The 23,226-nt window shown below is 51.3% G+C and carries 21 protein-coding genes; 14 read left to right on the forward strand and 7 right to left on the reverse strand.

All coding sequences use genetic code 11. The features are described 5' to 3' along the window. Positions 1-17 precede the first annotated feature (17 nt). The 6 genes from ACE3MQ_RS08520 to ACE3MQ_RS08545 all read left to right on the forward strand — a co-directional run bounded on the left by ACE3MQ_RS08520 (position 18) and on the right by ACE3MQ_RS08545 (position 6,866). On the forward strand, positions 18-887 hold the full coding sequence (locus tag ACE3MQ_RS08520; protein WP_379392178.1) for a DegV family protein: 870 nt from the start codon (positions 18-20) through the stop codon (positions 885-887). A gap of 14 nt (positions 888-901) precedes the next feature. Then, a complete protein-coding gene (recG, locus tag ACE3MQ_RS08525) occupies positions 902-2,953 on the forward strand; it encodes an ATP-dependent DNA helicase RecG (RefSeq protein WP_379392179.1) in 2,052 nt (683 codons plus the stop codon). 197 nt (positions 2,954-3,150) lie between these two features. After that, positions 3,151-4,053, forward strand: coding sequence for an N-acetylmuramic acid 6-phosphate etherase (gene murQ / locus ACE3MQ_RS08530; protein ID WP_379392180.1), 903 nt, complete (start codon positions 3,151-3,153; stop codon positions 4,051-4,053). 70 nt (positions 4,054-4,123) lie between these two features. Then, entirely contained in the window at positions 4,124-5,596 is a 1,473-nt protein-coding gene (locus ACE3MQ_RS08535; protein ID WP_379392470.1) for a PTS transporter subunit EIIC, read from the forward strand. Positions 5,597-5,623: 27 nt separating this feature from the next. Then, positions 5,624-6,469: a MurR/RpiR family transcriptional regulator gene (locus ACE3MQ_RS08540; RefSeq protein ID WP_379392181.1), complete on the forward strand. Its 846-nt coding sequence runs from the start codon at positions 5,624-5,626 to the stop codon at positions 6,467-6,469. 109 nt (positions 6,470-6,578) lie between these two features. Next, entirely contained in the window at positions 6,579-6,866 is a 288-nt protein-coding gene (locus ACE3MQ_RS08545; RefSeq protein ID WP_379392182.1) for a stage VI sporulation protein F, read from the forward strand. Positions 6,867-6,955: 89 nt separating this feature from the next. Here ACE3MQ_RS08545 and ACE3MQ_RS08550 read toward each other — a convergent pair whose 3' ends face one another. The 4 genes from ACE3MQ_RS08550 to ACE3MQ_RS08565 form a co-directional block, all read right to left on the reverse strand. Continuing rightward, on the reverse strand, positions 6,956-7,639 hold the full coding sequence (locus tag ACE3MQ_RS08550; protein ID WP_379392183.1) for a succinylglutamate desuccinylase/aspartoacylase family protein: 684 nt from the start codon (positions 7,637-7,639) through the stop codon (positions 6,956-6,958). Positions 7,640-7,754: 115 nt separating this feature from the next. Then, complete coding sequence (locus ACE3MQ_RS08555; protein ID WP_379392184.1) at positions 7,755-8,270, reverse strand: hypothetical protein; 516 nt, start codon at positions 8,268-8,270, stop codon at positions 7,755-7,757. Next, positions 8,267-9,538 (reverse strand): DNA polymerase IV, encoded by a 1,272-nt coding sequence (locus ACE3MQ_RS08560; RefSeq protein ID WP_379392185.1) that lies wholly within the window; start codon positions 9,536-9,538, stop codon positions 8,267-8,269. Before ACE3MQ_RS08560 ends, ACE3MQ_RS08555 begins: the two co-directional genes overlap by 4 nt. After that, entirely contained in the window at positions 9,535-9,903 is a 369-nt protein-coding gene (locus tag ACE3MQ_RS08565; protein WP_379392186.1) for a hypothetical protein, read from the reverse strand. The genes ACE3MQ_RS08560 and ACE3MQ_RS08565 overlap by 4 nt, the downstream gene beginning before the upstream one ends. Before the next feature lie 736 nt (positions 9,904-10,639). Between ACE3MQ_RS08565 and ACE3MQ_RS08570 the strand changes: the two genes are divergently transcribed. The 7 genes from ACE3MQ_RS08570 to ACE3MQ_RS08600 all read left to right on the forward strand — a co-directional run bounded on the left by ACE3MQ_RS08570 (position 10,640) and on the right by ACE3MQ_RS08600 (position 19,492). Continuing rightward, the gene (locus ACE3MQ_RS08570) at positions 10,640-12,865 is read left to right on the forward strand and encodes a glycoside hydrolase family 5 protein (protein ID WP_379392187.1); all 2,226 of its coding nucleotides are present in this window, start codon (positions 10,640-10,642) and stop codon (positions 12,863-12,865) included. A 36-nt stretch (positions 12,866-12,901) separates the two neighbouring features. Beyond that, on the forward strand, positions 12,902-14,095 hold the full coding sequence (locus tag ACE3MQ_RS08575; RefSeq protein ID WP_379392188.1) for a HEAT repeat domain-containing protein: 1,194 nt from the start codon (positions 12,902-12,904) through the stop codon (positions 14,093-14,095). 43 nt (positions 14,096-14,138) lie between these two features. After that, positions 14,139-15,515, forward strand: coding sequence for a glycosyltransferase family 2 protein (locus tag ACE3MQ_RS08580; RefSeq protein ID WP_379392471.1), 1,377 nt, complete (start codon positions 14,139-14,141; stop codon positions 15,513-15,515). A gap of 99 nt (positions 15,516-15,614) precedes the next feature. Beyond that, entirely contained in the window at positions 15,615-16,424 is an 810-nt protein-coding gene (locus ACE3MQ_RS08585) for a response regulator transcription factor (protein ID WP_379392189.1), read from the forward strand. A gap of 45 nt (positions 16,425-16,469) precedes the next feature. Then, positions 16,470-17,834 (forward strand): nucleotide sugar dehydrogenase, encoded by a 1,365-nt coding sequence (locus tag ACE3MQ_RS08590; RefSeq protein WP_379392190.1) that lies wholly within the window; start codon positions 16,470-16,472, stop codon positions 17,832-17,834. A 67-nt stretch (positions 17,835-17,901) separates the two neighbouring features. Next, positions 17,902-18,855, forward strand: coding sequence for a glycoside hydrolase family protein (locus tag ACE3MQ_RS08595; protein WP_379392191.1), 954 nt, complete (start codon positions 17,902-17,904; stop codon positions 18,853-18,855). A gap of 133 nt (positions 18,856-18,988) precedes the next feature. Then, positions 18,989-19,492 (forward strand): Crp/Fnr family transcriptional regulator, encoded by a 504-nt coding sequence (locus tag ACE3MQ_RS08600; RefSeq protein ID WP_379392192.1) that lies wholly within the window; start codon positions 18,989-18,991, stop codon positions 19,490-19,492. Between the two features lie 39 nt (positions 19,493-19,531). Here the strand turns inward: ACE3MQ_RS08600 and hmpA are convergent, their stop codons facing one another. After that, on the reverse strand, positions 19,532-20,746 hold the full coding sequence (gene hmpA / locus ACE3MQ_RS08605; protein ID WP_379392193.1) for an NO-inducible flavohemoprotein: 1,215 nt from the start codon (positions 20,744-20,746) through the stop codon (positions 19,532-19,534). Between the two features lie 458 nt (positions 20,747-21,204). On the opposite strand from hmpA, the gene ACE3MQ_RS08610 reads away from it, so the two are divergent. Then, positions 21,205-21,867 carry a YitT family protein gene (locus ACE3MQ_RS08610; protein ID WP_379392194.1) on the forward strand — a complete coding sequence of 221 codons (663 nt, stop codon included), beginning with the start codon at positions 21,205-21,207 and terminating at the stop codon, positions 21,865-21,867. Between the two features lie 85 nt (positions 21,868-21,952). Here the strand turns inward: ACE3MQ_RS08610 and ACE3MQ_RS08615 are convergent, their stop codons facing one another. Then, on the reverse strand, positions 21,953-22,141 hold the full coding sequence (locus ACE3MQ_RS08615; protein WP_379392195.1) for a DUF2188 domain-containing protein: 189 nt from the start codon (positions 22,139-22,141) through the stop codon (positions 21,953-21,955). Between the two features lie 84 nt (positions 22,142-22,225). Beyond that, on the reverse strand, positions 22,226-23,218 hold the full coding sequence (msrB, locus tag ACE3MQ_RS08620; RefSeq protein ID WP_379392196.1) for a peptide-methionine (R)-S-oxide reductase MsrB: 993 nt from the start codon (positions 23,216-23,218) through the stop codon (positions 22,226-22,228). Positions 23,219-23,226: the final 8 nt, after the last annotated feature.

The following is a 23,226-nucleotide window of genomic DNA, read 5'->3' on the forward strand; positions in this document are numbered from 1 at the left end:
GAAAGGATGGAGATCTCATGACCCAGGTTGTCATCGTTGCAGATAGTACGGCCGATGTGCCGAAATCCACGGTAGAGGAATACGGCATCCGGATTATACCGATGCGTCTTTCATTTGGCGAGGAATCCTTTCTGGAAGGTATCGACATCACTGCGGAGGAATTTTACGATAAACTGACGAAGTCACGTGAACTGCCTAAGAGCTCCCAGACCTCTCCGTCTCAATATGCTGAAGTGTATCGTAATTTGTTGGAGGCCAACCCGGGCTCGCCGATCGTTTCGATTCATATTTCTTCCGGCATGAGCGGAACGTACCAGTCGGCTATGCTTGCGAAGACGATGCTGGAGGAGGAGGCGGGAAAAGAGCTCGACATTACGGTCATTGACTCTCTGTGTGCCTCCTACGGCTTTGGTCTTCAGGTGGTCGAAGCGGCAAGACTGGCCCGGAAGGGAGCTTCCGTAGAAGAGATCAAGTCGGAAGTAGAACGTCTTGGCCGCAGCCGCAGGCTGTATTTCCTGGTCGATACGCTGGAATACCTGCAAAAGGGCGGACGGATCGGCAAAGCGGCGGCTATTCTTGGCACGCTGTTGAACATCAAGCCGATTCTTTCGGTAGATCAGGAAGGCATCATCTACGCGGTAGATAAGGCGAGAGGCCGCAAGAAGGCGGTATCGCGGGTCATTGAGCTGTTCGTAAACGATTTCGGCAATCATAAGGATTTGAATGTCGCGGTTTGCGACGGTGTGAATCCGGAGCTTGCGCAGGAGTTCGTGGATTTACTGTCCCGGCATTTTACGCTGCATGAGGTGGTTCGTACGGACATCGGCGCAGTCGTAGGTTCACATACCGGCCCGGGAGTGGTAGCTATTTTCGTGTGGCCGGCTTGAAGCGAGGGATTGGAATGAATTTGGATTTGAATGAAATTCCGGTAAAGCAGGTTAACGGCGTGAGTGCTCTCAAAGAAGGAGAGCTTCACGCCTTTGGCATCTTTACGGTAAATGATTTAATGGAATATTATCCGTTTCGGTACGAGGATTATCGGCTGCGCTCGTTAGCGGAGGTGAAGGACGGTGATCGGATTACCGTCCAGGCCAAGATCATGGGGTTGCCCGTATTGCAGCGCTATGGCCGGAAGTCGAGGCTGACGTGCAAAATGGTTGCCGAGGATTGGATGTTCACGGCCACTTGGTTTAACCGCCACTTTCTAAAGGATCAGCTGACGGCCGGGCGGGAAATCGTGCTGACGGGCAAATGGGATCAGCGGCGCAGCCAGTTGACGGTGTCGGAGTCGGAATTTCCCGACCGCGGTACGCTGCGCAGCGGAAGCCTGCAGCCGGTATATTCGGTAGGCGGGAAAATTACGCAGACCTGGCTGCGCAAGACGATCGGGCAGGCTCTACAGCAATACGGGGAGATGATTCCGGAAATATTGCCGCCGGAGCTGCTGCGCGAGTATGATCTGATGCCGAGGCGCCAAGCGATTTGGCGCATTCATCAGCCGCAGGACAGCGAGGAAGGACAGCAGGCGCGGCGGAGAATGGTGTATGAGGAGCTGTTCCTGTTCCAGCTAAAGCTGCAGGCCTATCGGGCGATGAATCACGAACGGATGGACGGGGTAAAGCATGAAGTCGATAATGCGACGATCCGTGAGTTCGTGCGAAGTCTCCCCTTCGAGCTGACGGATGCGCAGAAGAAGGTCGAGCTTGAGATTCTGCAGGACATGCGCTCGCCATTCTGCATGAATCGTCTGCTGCAAGGGGATGTAGGCTCGGGGAAAACAGTCGTCGCGGCGATCGCGCTGTACGCGGCTGTCAAGTCGGGACATCAGGGCGCGTTCATGGTGCCGACGGAAATATTGGCGGAGCAGCATATGCGCTCATTGTCCCGGTTGTTTGAGCCGTTCGGCATTACCGTGGGTCTGCTAACGGGAAGCGTGACCGGGCGCAAGCGCAAGGACTTGACCGCTTCGCTGCAGATGGGGCTGACGGACATCGTCGTGGGTACCCATGCGCTCATACAGGAGGATGTGTTCTTCCGTTCGCTCAGTCTGGTCGTGACCGATGAGCAGCATCGGTTCGGCGTCAACCAGCGCAGCATCTTGCGGCGCAAAGGCTTTAACCCGGATGTGCTGACGATGACAGCAACGCCGATTCCCCGTACACTGGCGATTACGGCCTTTGGAGATATGGACGTATCCACGCTGTCGGAGCGGCCGAAGGGCCGGAAGCCGATTTCGACCTATTGGGTGAAGCATCATATGATGGATCGGGTGCTTGGGTTCATCCAGCGCGAGGTGTCCGCGGGAAGGCAGGCTTATCTGATCTGCCCGCTGATTGAGGAATCCGAAAAGCTGGATGTGCAAAATGCGATCGATTTGTATGTATCGATGCAGCAGGCGTTCCCGCACTTCAAGGTCGGATTGCTTCACGGACGGATGACCGCGGCCGAGAAGGACGAGGTGATGCGTTCGTTCTACGACAATGAAGTGCAGTTGCTCGTTTCGACGACCGTGGTAGAGGTTGGCGTGGATGTGCCGAACGCGACGCTGATGATCGTGATGGATGCGGATCGCTTCGGCCTGTCGCAGCTTCATCAGCTGCGCGGCCGGGTAGGCCGGGGGGAGCACGCTTCGTACTGCGTGCTCATCGCCGAGCCGAAGTCGGAGGTCGGTCAGGAACGCATGAAGGTCATGACCGAGACGGACGACGGCTTCGAAGTGGCTCGCCGGGACCTGGAGCTGCGCGGTCCCGGGGATTTTTTCGGCACCAAGCAGAGCGGGGTGCCGGAATTCCGAATCGCGGACATGGTCAGCGATTTCGCGGTGCTGGAGGCGGCTCGGGACGATGCCGCCCGCTTGGTCGGCGACGAGTCCTTCTGGACGTCGCCGCAGTATGAGCCGCTGCGTGGGTACTTGCAGCGGGAGCAGGTTTTTCAAGGCGAATTGATCGATTGAATCAAAAGTTAATAGGAAATGCAAGAAATGCCCTACGTAAGCTTATCCTAGTTTACGAAGGGCATTTTTTAGTGTTGCAAAAAAGAAAACGGGTCAAGCTTTAAAATAATATTTTAAGTAATAAAATTTATATTGAAATTTAGTATCACTCACGATATAATGACATTGAAGAAAGCGATTTCAAGTATAACAAGGAGGTGGGCACCATGTTAGATAAATTAACCACGGAGACCCGAAATGAACGAACCATGCATTTAGATCGCATGAATATAGATGAGCTGTTGACGGTCATGAATGAGGAGGACGCCAAAGTGACCGGGGCAGTCAAGCAGCAAATTCCCCAGATCACTGAAGCGGTTCGGGCGATTACGAAAGCCCTGCGCAGCGGAGGGCGGCTCATTTATATGGGGGCAGGCACGAGCGGGAGAATTGGACTATTGGATGCGGTAGAATGCCCGCCGACCTTCGGGACTTCTCCGGAGCAAGTCGTAGGTCTGATTGCCGGAGGAAGCAGCGCCTTTATTAAGGCGGTAGAGGGAGCGGAGGATCGGAAGGAGCTAGGCGCCGCCGATTTGCGGGAGCTTGGGCTTAAAGGCAATGATGCCGTAGTTGGTTTGGCCGCCAGCGGCCGTACGCCTTATGTGATTGGCGGTCTGGAATACGCGCGAGAGGTTGGCGCCGTGACGATCAGCGTAAGCTGCAATAAAGGCGCGGAGATTAGCACGAAGGCGGACATCGCGATTGAGGTGGAGAACGGCCCGGAAGTGCTTACCGGTTCTACCCGCCTTAAGGCGGGTACGTCTCAGAAGCTCATTTGCAATATGCTGTCCACTGCCTCCATGATCGGACTGGGTAAAGTATACGGCAACTTGATGGTAGATGTTCAGCCTACGAATGAGAAGCTGGTGGAACGGACCAAACGCATCGTGATGGAGGCGACGTCATGCGATTTAGCGACAGCGGAGAAGACGTTGAGCATGGCCGAGCACAAGTCGAAGCCCGCGATTCTTATGATTTTGACGGGCTGCTCCTACACTGAGGCACTGGTGAAGCTGGAGCGGACACAAGGCTTTATTGGGCCGGCGGTAGACGGACAGTAAATATAGAGCCAAGGGGTAGGCAGGCATTCAAGCTTCATCATTAAAAAGGGAGGTTAAGCAGATGACTCAGGTGAAGAAGTATGCAGTAATGGCGCAAGAAATTATAGATCGGATCGGCGGGGCCGGCAATGTGCAGCAATTTACGAATTGTATGACTAGGCTCCGTATCAGTGTGAAGGATCATAGTCTAATTGATGAAGAAGCTCTGAAACAGGTGGACGGCGTACTGGGAGTAGTCGACGATGAGACCTATCAAATCATTCTCGGACCAGGTGTCGTCAATAAAGTGGCCGAGCAGTTCGGCGAACTTCTTCAGCAAACGGCAGAGTTCAGCGCAGACAAAGGAGAAGCGCCTGCTACCGGGAATTCTGGTGCCGGCAATTCTTCTGTGGGCAAAAATGATGATATTAAAGCTGCGCTGAAGAAGAAAAACAATACGCCCTTCAAAAATTTTCTGCGCAAAATCGGCAGTATCTTTATTCCGCTCATTCCCGCCCTGGTCGGGGCAGGTATTATTAACGGCATTGCCGGCTTGATGAACAATTTGATCACATCAGGGAACGAGGCGGCCTGGCTCTTGACGCTGCAGCCGATTCTCGGAGTCATCGGCTCGGCATTCTTTGGGTATTTGACGATTTTCGCCGGTATCAATGCCGCCAAGGAATTTGGCGGGACGCCGTCGCTGGGCGGGGCGGTTGCCGCTATTATCGTGGCTCCGGCCGTCGCGAAGATTACGTATACGTATCCGTTCTTTGGCGAGATCAGCTTAAACGCCGGACAGGGCGGGATCATCGGAGCCATTCTGGCTGCGGGTCTGGTCACTGTCGTGGAAAGATTTATTCGGAAGCGCGTTCCCGCTTCGATCGATATTATCGTTACGCCGACGCTGTCCCTGCTCCTTGTCGGACTGCTGACCGTCTTCTTCCTTATGCCGGTTACGGGAATCATATCGCAGGGCATCGGCACGGTCACGACATGGCTGTTGGCTCACGGCGGACCGCTATCGGGGTTTGTATTGGCTTCGTTATTTTTGCCGCTGGTCATGTTCGGACTGCATCAGGCGCTTATTCCGATTCATGCCGAATTAATTAACCAGGTTGGCTACACAGCATTGCTTCCTATATTGGCAATGGCCGGGGCAGGCCAGGTTGGTTCAGCCATTGCGATTTATATTAAGCTGAAGCATAACGCCAAGCTGCGGAATTTGATCAAGGGGGCACTTCCCGTCGGGTTCCTTGGAATTGGAGAGCCATTGATTTATGGTGTCAGTCTCCCGCTTGGCCGTCCTTTCATTACCGCCTGTCTTGGCGGAGGTTTTGGCGGAGCGCTGCTTGGGCTGTTCGCCATGTCGGAACGGTTCATCGGTTCTGTAGCCATCGGCCCTTCCGGTCTGGTTCTGATTCCACTGATGAAAGGGCCGATGGATTTTGGAATGACGGTGCTGGTTTATTTGGCCGGGCTGCTCATATCCTATACTGCGGGATTCCTGCTTACTTATTTCTTCGGTTTTACAAAGCAGATGCTTGTAGAGCATAATAAGTAAGAGAATCAAGGACAGGGGAGATGACGAGTGACGGGAAGTATCGTAGTGCAAATCGAGGCTGTGCTGCCGCAGTTGCCGGAATCGGAACGGAAGGCGGCCCAATACATTTTAGATGCGCCTGAGCAGGTTTCCAAGCTGAGCATCCATGCGATGGCGGAAAAAGCAGGGACGAGCGCGGCAGCGATTACCCGTCTATGCCGCTCCCTCGGTTTAACCGGTTTTCCGGATTTGAAGGTACGGCTCTCCGTAGACAATGCTAAGCCGCAGAAGCCGGGCTATTACGACATTGAGCATGGCGAAACGGTACAAAATGTCATCCAGAAAACCGTGGCCAACAGCCTGCAGGCCATTCAGGACACAGTGCTGCATTTGCAGCCGGAGCTGATTGAGGAAGTCGTCGGGCTTTTCCGCAAAGCCCCCGTTATTTATATGTACGGGGTGGGGGCTTCTGGAATCGTTGCGGCGGATGCCGCCCAGAAATGGCTTCGTCTAGGCAAACAGGCATCTGCGCTGCAGGACGGGCATTTACTTGCTGCGGCATTGGCAAGCGCCCCAGCGGATGCGTTATTTATGGGCGTATCCTACAGCGGCAATACGAAGGAAGTCGTTCAGCTGTTCCGCGTGGCGAAGCAGTATGGTGTGCACAGCATCGGCATATCCCGGTTCGGAAACCATAAAGTGTCCGAATTGGCGGATACGGTGCTGTATACGCCGCTTGCGCCGGAAGCTACGCTGCGCAGTGGAGCTACCGGTTCTCGTCTCGCGCAGCTCGTCGTCATCGATATTTTGTTTTTCGCCTATGCTTCTACGCAGTACGAGCAGACGATAGCTAGACTAGGACAAACGCACGAAGCGATTTCGTTCCTTAAATAGATCCGGGTTAACCGCGGATATTCGAACCTTGCAGGTTTGTGGCAACATGTACATCCTATCCGTCATATATTAATGGGGATTAGCGTTTGACGGGAGGTGTGGCATAGCTTTGAGTTATCAGCAGTATGGCATTAGTCCGCAGCTGGTGGAGCGCATTAAACTGAAAATGAAAAACCCGGCTGTAAAGGAGCGCATCAAAGGCCTTGTTGACGGCCTCACAAAATCAGATTTACAGGATCGGGGCAAGGTGAGACGGCTGGTTAAATCGGCGGCTTCGATCCTGAATGAACGACTGTCTAGCGTGCAGGAGGAGCAAATCGTCCAGTTTGTCATCGCCCAAAAGATTGATCCGCGCAATACGTTCCATCTGATTAAATTATGGGGTATGTTTAGATAGGCTAGAAGGCCACAGGCCTGTAAATCATAAAAACCGTTCGTCCATTTTCGGGCGAACGGTTTTTATGTGATTGTCTTATACGCAGAGCGCTAGCCCTTCGTTAGTCCGGCTTCGCTTAGAAAGCGGCGCACGATGTCGATTTGATATTGTACTCGGGTTGAAAAAGGAAGGCTCCAGCCCGTTTCCACGGTTACCGCCCTGGCTCCCAAAATGCGAGCAGCGGCAGTGCGGGAAGAGCCGGGGAGTTCATGCCGCCGCAGGTTGAAGTAATGGGAGCTGGCGCCGATGGTTCGGTTGATTTCCTTGATGATTTTACGGGCGACAGGCACGGCGCGGCTGCCCGGATTAGTGATCAGCGTTTGGCCCAGCACATTGGCATTGCGCTGCGATAAGCCGTTCGCTTCATGAAGATCCAGGTACCAGGAGGGATGATAGCGTTTTGCTACATCAAACAGCGCTGCGGACAACGCATGCTTCGCCGCCTGGCCCGCACTCCGGGGAAAGGTGCGATTCAAGTCCGGCACACCGCGAATACGTTGGCGGTATGCCTTCTTATTGACCGTGGGAACGATGATCAAGCTCCCTTTGTGAATCCGCAGCTGATCCTTGCGGATCATGCCGACGAGCTTGCGGGCCGCTTGAATGCTGCCGGTTTCTTTGCCGTGTATGCCTGCAACGATCATAACGGTTGGGCCTGGGCGGACGCTTTTTGCGATGTAATAAGGAGTAGAGTAGGAAGTGCCCGGCGACAGTGTATATTTCTGTACAAGCATAATCCTCACCTCCACTTCTACTTACATTTATGGCGAATATATCATTATAAATATGCGCAAGAAGGGAGGAACAACTGGACAGGTACCCTTGCATCAGCCCGTAAAAATGCCCGGATTACCGGCTTCCCGTTCCGCGTAAAATCGCGATCAAATTGTTCGTATACTGCCCAATCGCTAAGCTGACCTGGGATTTCAGGAAATCCTTGGTCATGGTAAACTCATCTTCAATTCCGCGGCATACGAACCGATAATGAATGTCCAGGCCGTCCGTCGATGGCTCGAAGATGCGGATCTGCTGCTTTATCAGGGATTTGCGGCATCGCTGCATATCTTCTCTCATATGCTGGGCCAGCACTTTGGTCGCTACAGCGTATAGGGACTTTAGGGTCTGGGAGGATCTTTCGACCTCTCTATTCTTCTTTTCAACGATTTGAAGGGCGACCGGCAGAATGATGTATTGTCTGATGACCTCGATATCCTTGGCCGTTGGGGGGGAAGGGGCTCGGATCCCCGCTGCTCCATTCGCCGCCGCTGTTGCTTGCTCCCTAGTCGATAAGGATTGCTCCTTGTGCTGGGGAAGCATCATCCGGCTTGATTCCCAGAGGCCGTTGCCCGCGAGCTTTTTACTCATTTATAATGCCCTCCAATCTTACGTGCCCGTTCTCTTGCTTGCCCCGATGTCGTCAATGAGGAAGCTCTGACAATAGCCGCGCTGCCGTAACGGTCTTTAATTTGATCGGTTACCTTATCCAAGGCGCGAAGCTTCACCTGATCCTCGAAAAGAGTCAGCTGATAGCCGCGATCTGTCGCAAGACCGCTAAGCCCAATGCCTAACCGGCGTACCGGCAGGCTGTTCCAGTAACGGTAAAACAGCTTTTTGGCGGCTTCATACACGGTGTTTGTATGATGGGTCGGATCCGGCATTTTCATTTGCCGGGAGAAGCCGATGCGTGCATCATAGGGACTGCATAGGCAGTTGACGGTGATCACCTGTCCCATATAACCCTTGCGCCGGCAATCCCGGCATACTTCCTCCACAAGCTCTAGCAAAACCGTGTCGATCTCGTCAGGCTCGGCATAGTCTCTCGGCAGCGTCATCATATGGCTGACCGATTTCGGTGCGGCATCAAAGGTGCGCGGCGTTACCGGGGAATCATCCAGTCCGTTCGCCGTTCTCCACATCACTTCCGCCTGAATATCGCTTTGCTTGCCGAAGCGGGCGCGGAATTTATCCTTCAGCACGGGCAGCGGCGTTCTGGCGATGTCGCCGATCTGATGCATTCCGAGCCGCGCGAAATGAGCGGCCATCCGGGAGCCGACTCCGAACATTTTGGGAATCGGCTGCGGCCAGAGTGCCGACGGCACGTCAATGCTGGGCAGGATGTACAGCCCGCTTTCGTTCTTCTTTGCCCAAATGTCTGTGGCCAGCTTGGCAAGCATTTTGTTGGAGCTGATGCCGACTCGAATCCATACCCCGGTCTGCTTCAGCACTTTCTGCTGAATCGATCTGGCCATGGCGAGGGGGTCGCCGTGGAATAGATGCAGGCTTCCCGATACGTCGAGGAACTGCTCGTCAATCGAGAAAATTTCGACCAGATCGGTATATTCTCGATAAATGTCCGTAATCATCAGGGATACATCAATGTAATGCTGCATCCGCGGGCGCATGACGACGAGCTCGGGGCATTTTCGGATCGCTTCGCCTAACCGTTCCGCTGTAGTGACCCCAAAGCTTTTGGCGATCGGGCAGGCGGCGAGAATAATTCCCGAACGGCGAGCGGGGTCTCCGGCTACGGCCACCGGCTTATCCTTGCATCCCGGATGATCCGCTTTCTCGATGCTGGCATAGAAGCTCTGGCAATCCGCCAAGAAAATAGTCCTTTCGCGCACGCTCTTCATCTGGATGCCTCCCATAGCTTCATCAGAAGAATCATAAGCTCCGCTTTCACTAGGCTTCTCAGCATTTTAAAATGATGGATATAGCCCCGAACCTTGTACTCTACCTCAACCCCCAGCGCATTCATCGTAGTGCTAAGTACTTGAATTTGCTGCTGCCGCATTTTACTTCTAAGGCCTTTCAGCTCAAGATGAATATGAACCTCAATCCGCTTAAGATAAAAAATCACGAGATTATAAATTAATTTATTCTGATGCAGGCTGAGCTCCTCAATATCCCTTGCCAGCATATCCAGCAAAATAGGCAGTAAGGTGTAGTCTTTGATGATTTGAATATCTTCTTCTGTCTCGATTGTTGAGTTAGTCATGATATTACACCACCATAATGCGAACATGTATTCGTTTTATATATTATACACCGAACATTAGTTCGTTATGCAAATGAATTTTATGGAAAACAAATGCGCTGACATAGTTCCTTAATATGATAATAATTGTAATTTAATGGTGCTATTTGAGGAGCAGGATTGTGGGCAAGAAGTCATTTACGGGACCTGGCCGTCCTATGGAAAAAAACGGAATGAAGTCGGCGGGCAACCAATGAGCCTGGCATAGGACCAGCGTACGTTTTTTAATGGAATGACATAAATTAACAAAATGCCTAAAAACCGCGTGGTTAAGCGATTCTTTAGCGAGACTTTGGTATCAATTTTGTAACCTTTATGGAAGCGGGTGTAAAAATAGAACGAAACTTCGAAAAAAGTTGTGCGTCTAACTATGAGCGAACAGCAGGAGCACTGCGTTCCATGAAAACGGCGACTTGGAAATGTAGCAATGTATTGCTTCGTTTTTCAAGTTGTTTTCATAAGGACGAGAGGTGCAGTAATTTAAAGGCGATAATGGAATTAACCGGGAAATAGGTGCTAGAAGCCTTCGATTAAGCAGGAAAGGGCCCAGATGCAAAACGCTTCTATTAGCCTAGTTACTTTATTAGAGTACTTGGTTAATGATAGAGGTAATACAAAAGGAGTGGAGGTGCGAGGGGACCGTACTGGTAAAATCGCCTGCATACAAAAAAATAGCGAGGTGACAAGAGCAGAACCGATGACAACGTTAGCGCGAAAACGGTTAGTTATTTTACTCGTACTTGGCGGTATTCTCATTGCCGGGGGGATTTACCTTTTCATTTCAAACCTGCCTCCGTCTCATACCACATTCGAGGCTTCAGACGGTGCAAAGATCAAGTTCCAGACTTCGGGAGATCGTTTCATGGAGTATAAGGGAGAGGGAAAATGGCAGGAGCTTTTCGTAAAGGGCATCAACTTGGGAGCTACGGTTCCTGGTTATTTTCCAGGTGAATTTCCGATTACTGAAGAGGATTATATGCGCTGGTTCAAGCAAATCGATGATATGGGCGCTAACGTGATCCGTATTTATACCGTGCATAATCCAGTGTTCTATAAGTCCTTAGTAAAATATAACAGAGATAAGGGAGACGATCCGTTGTACTTTATCCAAGGCATTTGGTCGCCTGAGGAGCAATTGATCGAGCTTAAGGATGCATACAACCCTGGAATTAAGGATACGTTTCACAAGGAAATCGAGAAAGCAGTAAAAGCGGTATACGGGGATTTGAAAATACCGGTGCAGCCGGGAGTTTCGGGAGGAAAGTACAGAGCGAATGCAGGGCCTTATTTGATGGCCTGGCATATCGGCACGGAGTGGGATCCCGAAATGGTGGACAATACGAATAAGCAATATGCCTCTATCGAGCCTTACAAAGGCAAGCATTTCTCGGCGCTGGAGGAGGCGAGTCCGTTTGAGAGCTGGCTCGCCGAACTGATCGATCAGACGGCCGAGCTGGAAGCCTCCTATGGGTGGCAGCACCCGATGACCTTTACGAACTGGGTCACGACGGATGTGCTTGAGCATCCCGGCGAGCCTTTGTTCGAGGAGGATCTGGTCAGCGTGGATGCTACGCATGTCGAGCCGGTGGACTGGGAGGCGGGCTATTTCGCAGCCTATCACGTCTATCCGTATTACCCGGACTTTTTCCATCTCGATAAGACGCTTGAGACGATCCCCGATGGAAATGGCGGGTTCAATACGTATAAGGCTTATTTGAAAAAGCTAAAGGAACATTACAAGGATATTCCGGTTATGGTGACGGAGTACGGCGTGCCTGCGTCTGTGGGCGTATCGCATATCGGCCCCGGTGGACGGAATCAAGGCGGGCACAGCGATGCCGAAAAGGCGGAAATCGACGTATCCTTGACGAAGGACATTTATGACGAAGGTTATGCCGGTGCCATATTGTTCATGTGGCAGGATGAGTGGTTCAAGAAGACGTGGAATACGATGCGCTTCGAAATTCCCGAGCATCGGCGTTCTTATTGGCTGAACGTCCTGACGAACGAGAAGCTGTTCGGCATCGTCGCCATGGGACCGGGCAAGGAGGACGATCTTATCATCGATGGCAAGCTGAGCGATTGGGATGCTCTGCCGGAAGGTGAGGTCAAATCGTGGGATAAGCCGGCTCCTGGCATTGAACGCTTCCGCGTGACGCATGATGAGGCTTACGTATACGTAGGACTTACATTAAGCGAGGATTTTGATCCGGAAGCCCGACAAATTTATCTGGGGACGCATACGCAGCCCGGAGGAAATGAGCCGGTCGCGGAGCTGCCCGGGATCAAGCTGAGCGAAGGGCTGGAAAATTTGGTCGTCATCGGACGGGATGACGAGACGGAGGTAAGAACGGCTCCGAGCTATGATTTTCATCGTCGTCTCTATGGACGAGACGGTTACCAGATGCTGGATGAGCTGACCGAGGAGCAGAAGGTTCAGTTCCAGCCATGGAAGCTGGCGGTCAGTTTGCTGATGTCGCCGCCGGATACCCGGCTGAGCCAGCCGTTTAAGGATATGACGGTCGGCGGCCTGGTACGAGGGACTTCGGATCGAAACGATGAGAGCTTTAACTCCCTGACTTCATGGGAATACAACGGCAGCGAAGTAGAGCTGCGCATTCCATGGATGCTGCTTGGCTTTGCGGATCCCAGCTCCCTTCAGGTCATTGATTACGGCCCGCTGAAGAAAGGTCGCACGTTTACAACAGCGCAAAGTGATGGAATTACTTTCGTGCCTTGGATTAAGGATCGCCATAGTCAAGTAGTTTCTGGGCCGGGAAGCAACGGGCCCGTCAATCTTGCGGAGCAGCCGAAATATACTTGGTCGCCTTGGGAAACCGTGAAATACACCGAAAATTTAAAATCCGGCTATTATGCGCTGAAAGAGTATTACGAAAGCTTGCCGGAACATAAACCTGAATAGTCCGGTGTTCGGTATATAGAAGGAGGAATGTTCTTTATGTATGCGCATCTTACCATGGCTATCTATTTTATTTACGCATGCCTGGGACTGATCGGGATTGGAGTTGTTCTCTTATTCGCCTTGAAGTTCAATCATTTGCACAAAGTAAAAAAGAGCCAGCAATATCTGCAAAAGCATCAGGATTATTTTAAATTTATTCAATCTCATATAAGCGGAACCTCGGAGCTGCCCCTGCCGCCAGGCAAGCTTAAGGGATTAGAGGCCCGGGTCATCCAGCAGAAATTCATCGAGTGGATCGAGCAATTCAAGGGCGAGTATCGGGAAAAGCTGGTTGAGCTCTGCCATGAAGCCGGCTTTGTCCGCGAGGATATCAAGCTGCTGGACAGCTTGTTCTACGGGCGGCGGATTGCGGCGGCTTTTCGGCTCGGCGGTATGCGTGCTGCCGAAGCCGTTCCCCGGCTGCTGACGATGCTGAAGAGCGAGCGTTACACTCCGCTTACGATCGTCGTAGCCCGTGCAGTGGCCAAAAGCGCGGAGCATGAGGAGCAGCTGAAGGAAATGCTGCAGTACCTGCTTTCTCACGGCAAGCCGATTCACAATATGGCAGCGGACATCTTGATGGAGAGCCGGCTTGATGCCAGCCGTCTCTTGCTGAAGCTGCTGGATGACCAAAACCCGGATCTTGTGAAGGTAGCTCTTGTAGCGATGTGGGGACAGGCGATTCCGGAGGTAGTGCCTTCCTTGGATCGTTTGGTTGGCGCCGAGCAAACGGATGTCCGGGCTGAGGCCGTCAAGCTTTACTTAAGCTCCAATCCGGTGCTAAAGGATGATACCATCAAAAATCTGATGGCCGACAAGGACTGGGAGGTACGCGCCGCTGTGGCGAAATCCCTCGGCTCCATGCATGCTGCCGGCAGCATTCCGCTCTTGCGCAATGCGTTGAAGGATGCGAACTGGTGGGTGAGAAACAACAGTGCCGAAAGCTTGGCCAAGCTGGGCGAGACGGGCTTTGAGGTTCTCTGCCAAATTGCGATGAATGGATCGGGCGTAGAGCGGGAGACCGCGATGTATCATATCGAAAGAACCATGCTGCAGGATAATGAGCATCAAAAACTCGACCAAATGGTCGCCTATAACAAAAAAAAGCTGCTGTACGAACGGTATTTCGGCGTAGCCGAGCAGAGACCGGTTCGTCAGGTTGCGGCGGTCGGAGGCGATTACACTGCTTAGAGACATATTGCTTATTTACGGATTGTTTGCCATCTACTACGTAATGACGGTAAATACGATTTATTTTACGATATTGGCTTTTTCGTTCCGCAACATTATGACGATTTTTCGCAGAGCGGCCTATTCAAAATACAACACGCTTTCCGGCTCGGAGCTGGTGCCTTCAGTATCCTTGCTCGTGCCTGCCTTCAATGAGGAGCTTACGGTCATAGAGAACGTAAAGTGCTTGATGACGTTGAATTACCCGACCTATGAAGTGATCGTCATCAATGACGGCTCCAGCGATAATACGCTGGGAGTACTACGGGAGGAATTCGGTCTGGAGCCGCTGCCGAATCCCGAAATGCGGAACTCGATTGACTGTCAGCCGATTAATGCTGTATATTACAATCCTCAGTATCCGCATCTGTATGTTATAGATAAGCCGAATGGCGGGAAGGCGGATTCTTTGAATGCAGGCATCAACCTGTCCCATTATCCGCTCATCTCATCCATTGACGCTGACTCCTTGCTGGAGAAGGATGCTTTGATCCGCATGGCTCGGATGTATATGGAGAATCCAGAAGAGACGGTAGCCATCGGCGGAGACGTACGGATCGCCAACGGCTGCCTGATCGAGAACGGTGCGGTCAAGGAAGTATCGCTGCCGCGTAAAATGTGGCCGATGTTCCAAGCGGTTGAATACCTGAAGGCATTCCTGGGCGGCCGCATCGGCTGGAGCTCCATCAATGGACTAATTATCGTTTCCGGGGCGTTTGGAATGTTCCGCAAGGATTATGTTATCGCCGTAGGGGGATACCGCGGAGGCTATCCCGGCGAGGACATGAACATCATCATCAAGCTCCATCGCTACATGCTGGAGAACAAGCTGAAATACCGGGTCGCCTTTTGCCCGGAAGCGGTGTGCTGGACGCAAGCACCGGATACCTACCGTATTTTGTCCAACCAGCGGAAGCGCTGGGGGCGCGGTAATCTGAAAAATATGATCGAGAACTACGATATGGCCTTTAACCCGAAATACAAGGTGATGGGGCTGCTGACGATGCCATATAACATTATTTTCGAGGCGCTCAATCCCTATTTCAAAATTACGGGGCTGCTCGCGCTGGTCGGGTATACGCTGATGGATATGACGCACTGGAGAATACTCGTCGTGTTCGGATTGATCAACATTTTGAGCGGTTATTTGCTCAGCATCGGCGCCTTGTTCCTGGAGGAGCTCGCGTTCAAGAGATTCACCAAGGTATCCGACTTGATTCGTCTGTTGTTCTTCTCCGCCTTTAAGTTTTTAGGGTACGCACAGCTTGGCGGACTATGGCGGATTCAAGGCCATATACAATATTTGCGCAATAACAACTCCTGGGGAACGATGACCCGAACAAGCTGGAAAGAAGAAAGTAAAGCAGCGAAGACAGCTTAAGACTTCAAGGTTCGGGAGTTCGGGAAGGGAGTTGATAGCAGCCTGTACAGCTCTGCATAAAGGTTAAATTATCCAAATCAAAAGAAAGGCGGGAATCAGATGCCGAATACGGCAGCATTGCAAACCAAGATCGAGCAATCCAATTTATATGTATCCATAGAGGAGTATGTGAAGGGGGCTGACCTAGAGGCGAATGGAGTTCTATTCCTATATTCCGCAAATGCTCCGTCCTATTTGGAATCGCAAATCCGAGGAGTTCTGGAATCTCAGCCGGGCGTATCCTTCGAGCTCTGGAATGGAAACGAGCCTGGAAGCTATGCCGTTCTGCTCCCAGGGCAGCAGCTCGACGCCGTACATTTTCAAGGCTTGCTGCTGAAGCAGCGGCTTCAAGAAACTAACGGAGAGCTGGATCTTCGCATGACATTATCGAGCTTTCCCGAGCAAGGAGAGCTTAACGGGCAGGTGTTAAAGCAAATGGAGGAGTCCGCCAAGCTGAGTGCTTTAGGGGATATTCACATTTTTACCCGACAGGAATTCCGTTCATCGCAAAGCCGCATTCTGATCGTTGAAGGCGATCCTACCGTCCGCGAGTTTCTGCAGATCCGGTTGCAGATGCAGGGGTATGATACGGCCGTAACGGATAACGGGATCTCTGCGCTGGAGCTCATCGAAAGCTGGAATCCCGATCTGGTGCTGACCGAATTGAATCTGTACGGGATTGACGGCCTGCCCTATATTCACCATATCCAGCAGGTCAACGTTAAGAATACACCCAAAATCGTGGTCTTAACCGAGCAGCGTGTGGAGCAAACCATCAGCCTATGCTTCCAAAACGGCGTAGACGATTACATTACTAAACCCTTCTCGCCGGTTGAACTGGATGCACGGATTCGACGTTGCATTCACTGAAAAGAAATACACTCATACTAGATAAATAAATGGAGGTTGAAACCTGTGAATAAACAATACCGTGATTTATTGGAAGCTATTGAGTCAAAAGAAGCCGTGCTGTGTGTCGTCGGCCTTGGATATGTCGGACTTCCGCTGGCCGTTGAAATGGTTAAGCAAGGATTCAAGGTCGTAGGTATTGATCTGGATTCCAACAAGATCGACAAGATTTACCGCGGGGAATCTTATATTCACGATATCTCCTCCAATACGCTCAACGAAGTCGTGCAATCAGGACGGTTCATTCCGACTTCCGATTATGCGGCTTTGCGGGACGTAGATGCGATCAGCATCTGTGTGCCGACTCCGCTTAGCGAGAACCAAGATCCAGACACGTCTTACATCGTAACCGTGGTAGAAAATATTAAACGCTATATGAGAAAAGGCATTCTGATTACGCTGGAAAGCACAACCTATCCAGGTACGACAGAAGAGCTGATCCAGCGAGAATTAGAGGGCCTGGGACATGTAGTCGGAGAGGATTTCTTCCTCTGCTTCTCGCCGGAGCGTGTAGATCCTTCGAATACGAAATTCAATACATTTAATACGCCGAAAGTCATCGGCGGAACGACAGAGGCTTGCCTCGCGCTTGGCTTAGCTGTCTATAGCAGATATGTCGAGACGGTCGTTCCCGTATCTTCGCCAAAGGTAGCTGAAATGTCTAAGCTTCTCGAAAATACATTTCGCAGTGTAAACATTGCCTTTATTAATGAAATGGCAATGATGTGTGATCGGATGGGCATCGATGTATGGGAAGTCATCGATGCTGCGAAGACGAAGCCATTCGGCTTCATGCCGTTCTACCCGGGGCCGGGAATCGGCGGACATTGCATCCCGCTGGATCCGATGTACCTGTCATGGAAGGCAAAAGGGTTCCGCTTCTACAGTCAGTTTATTGAGCTGGCTCAATCGACGAATGATAATATGCCTTATTATGTAGTGAACAAAACCTCTAAAATTTTGAATGAGTATGCGAAATCCATTAAAAAATCGAACATTCTTATTCTCGGTATGGCTTATAAACCGGATATCAGCGATCTCCGGGAGTCGCCGGGTCTTGAAGTATATGAGTTGTATAAAGACAGCGGTGCGGCTGTGGAATATTACGATCCGTTCGCCACAAGCTTCAAGGACAAAGCTGGAGTCACCGTTCATAGCGTGGAGTATGACCTGGAGAAGTTCAAATCCTATGATTGCATGGTTCTGGTGACGAATCACTCGGATCTTGATTACAGCGCCATTGCATCGCTTGGCGTTCCGATTTTGGATACACGCAATGCGTTCAAGGAATTCAAATTGCCTCACGTGTACAAGATCGGCCATTCCGTGCAGCATGTGGACGAACAAGAAGAAGTGCTTATTGTAGGATAGGCAGGATAGGACAAATAAAAGAACAAAGGACGGGTTTAGCCCGAAAAGATTAGGAGTGGAGGCGGAGATGAATATCGGATCATTGTATAAACGGTATAAAGGGCTTGCGATCATCGTAATATCAGGATCAGCTGTCCTGCTTGCTGCCTTGTTTGTTGTTCTGCTCCGTCCTTCCGTCCCGGAAGCGAAGGCGACTTGGCTTTGGGACACTAAGCTTGTGGAGAACCATACAGAAGATATTATTGAATTCGCCAAGGAGCAAGGAGTAACGACTATTTTTCTACAAATCGGAAACGAGGTGACCGATGCCTCGTACCAAAGGTTTGTTGCGGCTGCAAGCCAAGCCAAGATGGAGGTTCATGCCTTGAACGGACATCCGGAATGGGCTCTGCGCGGGCAGCGCAAGGAAGCGACCCGCTTTTTAAATTGGGTTAAGCAGTACAATAAAGCGTCCAATCCTGAAGAGCGGTTTGCAGGCGTTCAATTCGACGTAGAGCCTTATTTATTAAAGGGTTGGAGCACCGAGCAGGAGGCGACGATCGAGCAGTGGATGGAGAGTGCCCGCGTGTGGGTCGAAATCGCCAAGCGCGATCAGCTCAAGATCGGGGCTGCGCTTCCGTTCTGGCTGGATGGCATCGAGCATGAGGAGCTCGGAGAAGGCCGCGATTTACGGCAGTGGATGGTTGATAAGTTCGATTATGTAGCAATCATGGCCTACCGGGATGCGGCCGAAGCGATTTATGAGGTGTCACGCGCTACATTGGAGGAAGCGGACGAGCGGAACAAGCAGGTGTGGGTAGGCGTTGAGCTGACTAAGAGCCTAGAAGGCCCGGGAGTTTCCTTCTATGAGCAGCCCCTATCGTCTGTAACGCAGGAATTGAACAGACTGGTATCGCTGGTCGACAAGCATTCCTCGTTTGAAGGCGTCGCTGTGCATAGCTATGAATCATGGCGGGATAAGCAGGGAATGAAAATCGCGCAAAAAACAGATGATACGCCTGCGGAGGATGTATCTCCATAAAAGCAGCTGTACAAATTGCCCAGCGCCTATAAAGGCGCTGGGCTTGATGCGTAGACGGAATAATACGTTCGGGATCGTTTTTTTGCTATAATAATTGCTACGAGAGTTTATACAAACGAATGGAGCGATTTCGATGATTCTGCATAAAGGAGAGATTTTATTTCGCCAAGGAGATGACGGAAAGTTTCTCTACCATATCAAGAGCGGCCTGTTCAAAGTTACGCGGCTGCATGAGAACGGCAATATCGTTTTGTTTAATATTTTGTATCCCGGCGAGACAGTGCCGCACCATTCCTTGATTTCCCCTAAGGAAATTCACGGCACCGCAGTTGCTCTCATTCGCAGCGAAGTGGAGATCATTTCTGCCCAGGACTGGTATCGCGAGCTGGAGGAGAACCCGCAGAAGCCGCTTGAGGTAGCCCGTCTCCTTCAGGAAAAGGTTCGTTTCATGCAAGAGCGGCTTGACCACCTTACGGTGGGTACTCCCGGCGAACGATTGGAGCTGCTGCAGAAATGGCTTAGCCATCATGCGAATGGTGCTCCCCTAACCGACTACTTGACTCAGGAGGAGATCGGGCAGCTGATCGGGATCAGGCGCGAAACAGTCAATCGGCTGCTGCGCGGACAGCAAGTATAGGCTTTATCGTACGTTAGCCGGATACTACTGGGTTGGAGCTTAAGCCGGAGCGGAGCTGCTCAGGCTGCCGGCAGGCCCGAAAAATTCGTAATGAATATTCTCTTCAGGCACGTTCATTTCGTGTAAGGCCTGATAGATCGCTTTCATAAACGGCACGGGCCCGCAAAAGTAGAAGTCAGAATGCAAAGGCGCTATTGTCGATAGCCATGATGCATCGATATAACCGCTCTTGTCGCATTTATCGTCAGCGGCAGACGTTTCATAAACCGTATAGCATTTCAGATGCGGGGAATTAGCAGCAAGCTTATCGATGTGTTCCTTCATTATATGGTGTTCCCTGCTCCGGGCGGCGTGGATATATACAATCTCGCGTTCGGAATGCTGCAGCAGCGTCTCCAGCATGCTGAGCATTGGCGTCAGACCTACGCCTCCGCTAATTAGCGTAACAGGCGCTTGCAGGTTTTGATCCAGGGTGAAGTCGCCGGCAGGCGCGCTAAGCTCGAGAACGCCGCCTTCCTGCATGTGCTGATGCAGATAGGTGGAGACAATGCCTTCCGGGCGGTTAGCATCCGCATCCTCGCGTTTTACGGTAATCCGGTAATACGCAGCTCCTGGAGCCATGGACAGGCTGTAGTGGCGGAGATGGGTGAACTCCTGGCCTTCTGGCTTCACCCTGACTGTAATATATTGACCAGGCTCATAGGAGGCAATGGCTTTGCCGTCCTCAGGCACCAGGTAAAAGGACGTGACTTCCGCAGTTTCCTGAACCTTGCGATCGATGATAAAACGACGGAAGCCGCGCCATCCCCCGGGCTGCTGCTCGGAATGCTCGTACATTTCGGCCTCAACGCTGATAAATACATCCGCAATGACTCCGTAGGCTTGAGCCCACGCTTCAATAATCTCCTCAGTTGCAGCTTCGCCTAATACAGTCTTGATTGCGCCAAGCAGGTTTTCGCCTACAATGGGATAATGCTCCGGGAGGATGCCCAGCGCACGGTGTTTTTGAGCGATGCCGCGAACGACAGGCAGGATCCGTTCCAGAGCATCAATGTTCGCGGCAGCGGCATACACCGCATTGGCAAGGGCTGTCGGCTGCTTACCCTGGCGCTGATTAGCATGATTGAATATATTCAGGAGCTCTGGGTGGTTTCTGAACATTGTTTGGTAAAATGTGCGTGTTATCGTTTCGCCATGAACCTCTAACACAGGGACAGTAGATTTAATGATTTCGATCGTACGGGAGTCAAGCATAACAGTACCCTCTTTCCAAATTGAATTATGGTTCAAACTTCCCCATCAGTATAGAGCGGCAACAGCGCTTAAAAGGTGATTATCGTCACACGAAAAATTCCTAAAATGTGAACGAATTGACATTTGCAATGATATTCGTCACAAATTATGGAGAAAAAATAAATAACCTCGGGCAAGCTGTTTAGTCATCATTGCTGCTGTGTTATAATAAAGATAGATACAAAACCAAAAAGAAAGGATCAGGATACCATGTGTTCCCGAAGGACGAAATCCCTAAGGACGATTTGGAAACGTTGTGATCTCTCTTACACTTAGCTTCTTTTCGTAGTGATGCCGGTTATTTAAGCCAACCACCCTACGAAGGAAGCGTGGAATGATGCGAAGGATAAGCTCCTCAACAACCTTCTTCGTAGGGTGCTGCCGTAAGGTTAACCAAACTACGATAAGAGGGATTGGAAATGGGGAAACGAGTAAACTGGCAAGCCTTCGGCTTGCAGGTAACGATGCTGCTGCTGGGTACGTTTTTATTAGCTTTTACGTACTATCATATTAATTTTCAGAATGGTTTATCCGAGGGCGGATTTGTGGGCCTGGCGCTGCTGGGCAAATATTTATTTGATTTGCCGCCAGCTCTGAGCATGATTATGCTGGACATTCCGGTATTGATCGCCGCCGTGTTCTTGAAAGGACGCAAGTTTATTGCCAATACGTTATTTGCATCACTGGCCTTCTCGGCATTTTATGAACTGTGCGAGCAGTTCTCGCCGCTTACCTTGAATTTGCAGGGCAATTTGCCGATAGCTGCATTGTTGTCGGGCGTATTCACGGGAATCGGCGCGGGCGTTGTACTGCGGGTAGGCGGGGCAACGGGAGGAGACGATATTCTGTCTCTCATGATCAGTGAACGATCTGGCCTGAAGATCGGTACAGTCTTCATTCTGATGGATGCCCTCGTTTTGGGCATGTCTTTAATATATTTACCATTCACGGAAACGGTATTCACGATTATGGCCGTACTGATTGCCGGCAAGACGATCACTTGGACCGTGAATTGCGGCAAACAGGATACCGCAATTCTCCGTGCGCCATATGCAATCAAAGAGAAAACAGCTCGGGCCTGAGGCTTGGGCTGTTTTTGCTGTTAGGGAACAAACAATAAACAGCCCCGGAAGCTATTCATCGCTTTCCGGGGCTGCATCATAAGCATTACTTTTCGTTTTCATCTTTTGGGTGGTTTTCATCCCACTCATGGGCTTTGGCCGTGCCGATCGCGATGGCCTTGCCTTCCTCATAGCCCTCCTCAAGCAGGGCATTGGCGATCTCAATCGCTTTGTGGCGGACGCGGGCGTCCAGGTTTTTCATGGAAACCGGATAGTCATGTTTGTTCCAAGGCATGGATCGATCTCCTCCTTGTCAGGGTGCTGTATTCATTTCATTTATAACCATTACCCTAATCAAGGTGCTCGTTAACGCGGTTGCTTATTCGTCTGCAGCCTGCTTAGGCTCTTCGAATAAGTAGCGGTACTCTCCGTAGCCTTCCTTCTCGAGATCCTCCCTGGCGATAAACCGCAAAGCCGCCGAATTGATACAATAGCGCAATCCGGTCGGCTGCGGCCCGTCATCGAACACATGGCCGAGATGAGAATCGCCTTCGCGGCTGCGAACTTCGGTACGAACCATGAAATGGCTTGTATCCACTTTTTCTTTAATGCTGTATGACCTGAGTGGCCGCGTGAAGCTTGGCCAGCCGCATCCGGCATCATACTTATCCTGGGAGCTGAACAGCGGCTCGCCGGATACGATGTCGACGTAGATGCCCTCGCCTTCATGATCCCAGTATTCACCCGTAAACGGTCTTTCCGTGCCGTTGTTCTGCGTTACTTCAAATTGGATTTCGGTAAGCCGCTGTTTCAGCTCCTCCGCGTTGGCAGGGCCTGACCAATGGCGTTCAATAAAGTCTTCTCGTCCAGAGCCCTTGCGGTATCTTTTATAGTGAGCAGGATTCTTTCGGTGATATTGCTGATGATAGTCCTCTGCGGCATAGAACGGAGCTGCCGGAAGAATGGCGGTTACGATCGGGCTGGTAAAGCGCCCGCTTTGCTCCAACTCCAATTTGGACGCTTCGGCTTCCTTGCGCTGCTCCTCCGTATGGTAAAATATCGCGGTGCGGTATGAATCTCCCCGATCATGGAATTGACCACCCTCATCAGTCGGGTCGATTTGCTGCCAGAATAGCTCAAGCAGCTTCCTATAAGGAAACACAGAGGGGTCAAAGGTAATTTGCACCGCTTCATAATGCCCGGTACGATTGGAGCAGACCTCTTCGTAGGTTGGATTTACCGTATGGCCGCCTGTATAGCCGGAGACGATTCCGTAAATGCCGGGAAGCTCCTCGAAGGGGGAAACCATGCACCAGAAACAGCCGCCAGCAAAAGTAGCCAGTTCCTGATTTGACGTTGGCGTTGTACTCATCATTAACT

Source organism: Paenibacillus lentus, assembly GCF_042714055.1.
GTDB lineage: Bacteria > Bacillota > Bacilli > Paenibacillales > Paenibacillaceae > Fontibacillus > Fontibacillus lentus_A.

Coding starts and splice junctions, on each gene's coding strand:
- ACE3MQ_RS08520 (WP_379392178.1), top strand. CDS start 18: ATGACCCAGGTTGTCATCGTTGCAGATAGTACGGCCGATGTGCCGAAA.
- recG (WP_379392179.1), top strand. CDS start 902: ATGAATTTGGATTTGAATGAAATTCCGGTAAAGCAGGTTAACGGCGTG.
- ACE3MQ_RS08550 (WP_379392183.1), bottom strand. CDS start 7,639: ATGCTTGTACAGAAATATACACTGTCGCCGGGCACTTCCTACTCTACT.
- ACE3MQ_RS08555 (WP_379392184.1), bottom strand. CDS start 8,270: ATGAGTAAAAAGCTCGCGGGCAACGGCCTCTGGGAATCAAGCCGGATG.
- ACE3MQ_RS08560 (WP_379392185.1), bottom strand. CDS start 9,538: ATGAAGAGCGTGCGCGAAAGGACTATTTTCTTGGCGGATTGCCAGAGC.
- ACE3MQ_RS08565 (WP_379392186.1), bottom strand. CDS start 9,903: ATGACTAACTCAACAATCGAGACAGAAGAAGATATTCAAATCATCAAA.
- ACE3MQ_RS08570 (WP_379392187.1), top strand. CDS start 10,640: ATGACAACGTTAGCGCGAAAACGGTTAGTTATTTTACTCGTACTTGGC.
- ACE3MQ_RS08575 (WP_379392188.1), top strand. CDS start 12,902: ATGTATGCGCATCTTACCATGGCTATCTATTTTATTTACGCATGCCTG.
- ACE3MQ_RS08580 (WP_379392471.1), top strand. CDS start 14,139: ATGACGGTAAATACGATTTATTTTACGATATTGGCTTTTTCGTTCCGC.
- ACE3MQ_RS08585 (WP_379392189.1), top strand. CDS start 15,615: ATGCCGAATACGGCAGCATTGCAAACCAAGATCGAGCAATCCAATTTA.
- ACE3MQ_RS08595 (WP_379392191.1), top strand. CDS start 17,902: ATGAATATCGGATCATTGTATAAACGGTATAAAGGGCTTGCGATCATC.
- ACE3MQ_RS08600 (WP_379392192.1), top strand. CDS start 18,989: ATGATTCTGCATAAAGGAGAGATTTTATTTCGCCAAGGAGATGACGGA.
- hmpA (WP_379392193.1), bottom strand. CDS start 20,746: ATGCTTGACTCCCGTACGATCGAAATCATTAAATCTACTGTCCCTGTG.
- ACE3MQ_RS08610 (WP_379392194.1), top strand. CDS start 21,205: ATGGGGAAACGAGTAAACTGGCAAGCCTTCGGCTTGCAGGTAACGATG.
- ACE3MQ_RS08615 (WP_379392195.1), bottom strand. CDS start 22,141: ATGCCTTGGAACAAACATGACTATCCGGTTTCCATGAAAAACCTGGAC.
- msrB (WP_379392196.1), bottom strand. CDS start 23,218: ATGAGTACAACGCCAACGTCAAATCAGGAACTGGCTACTTTTGCTGGC.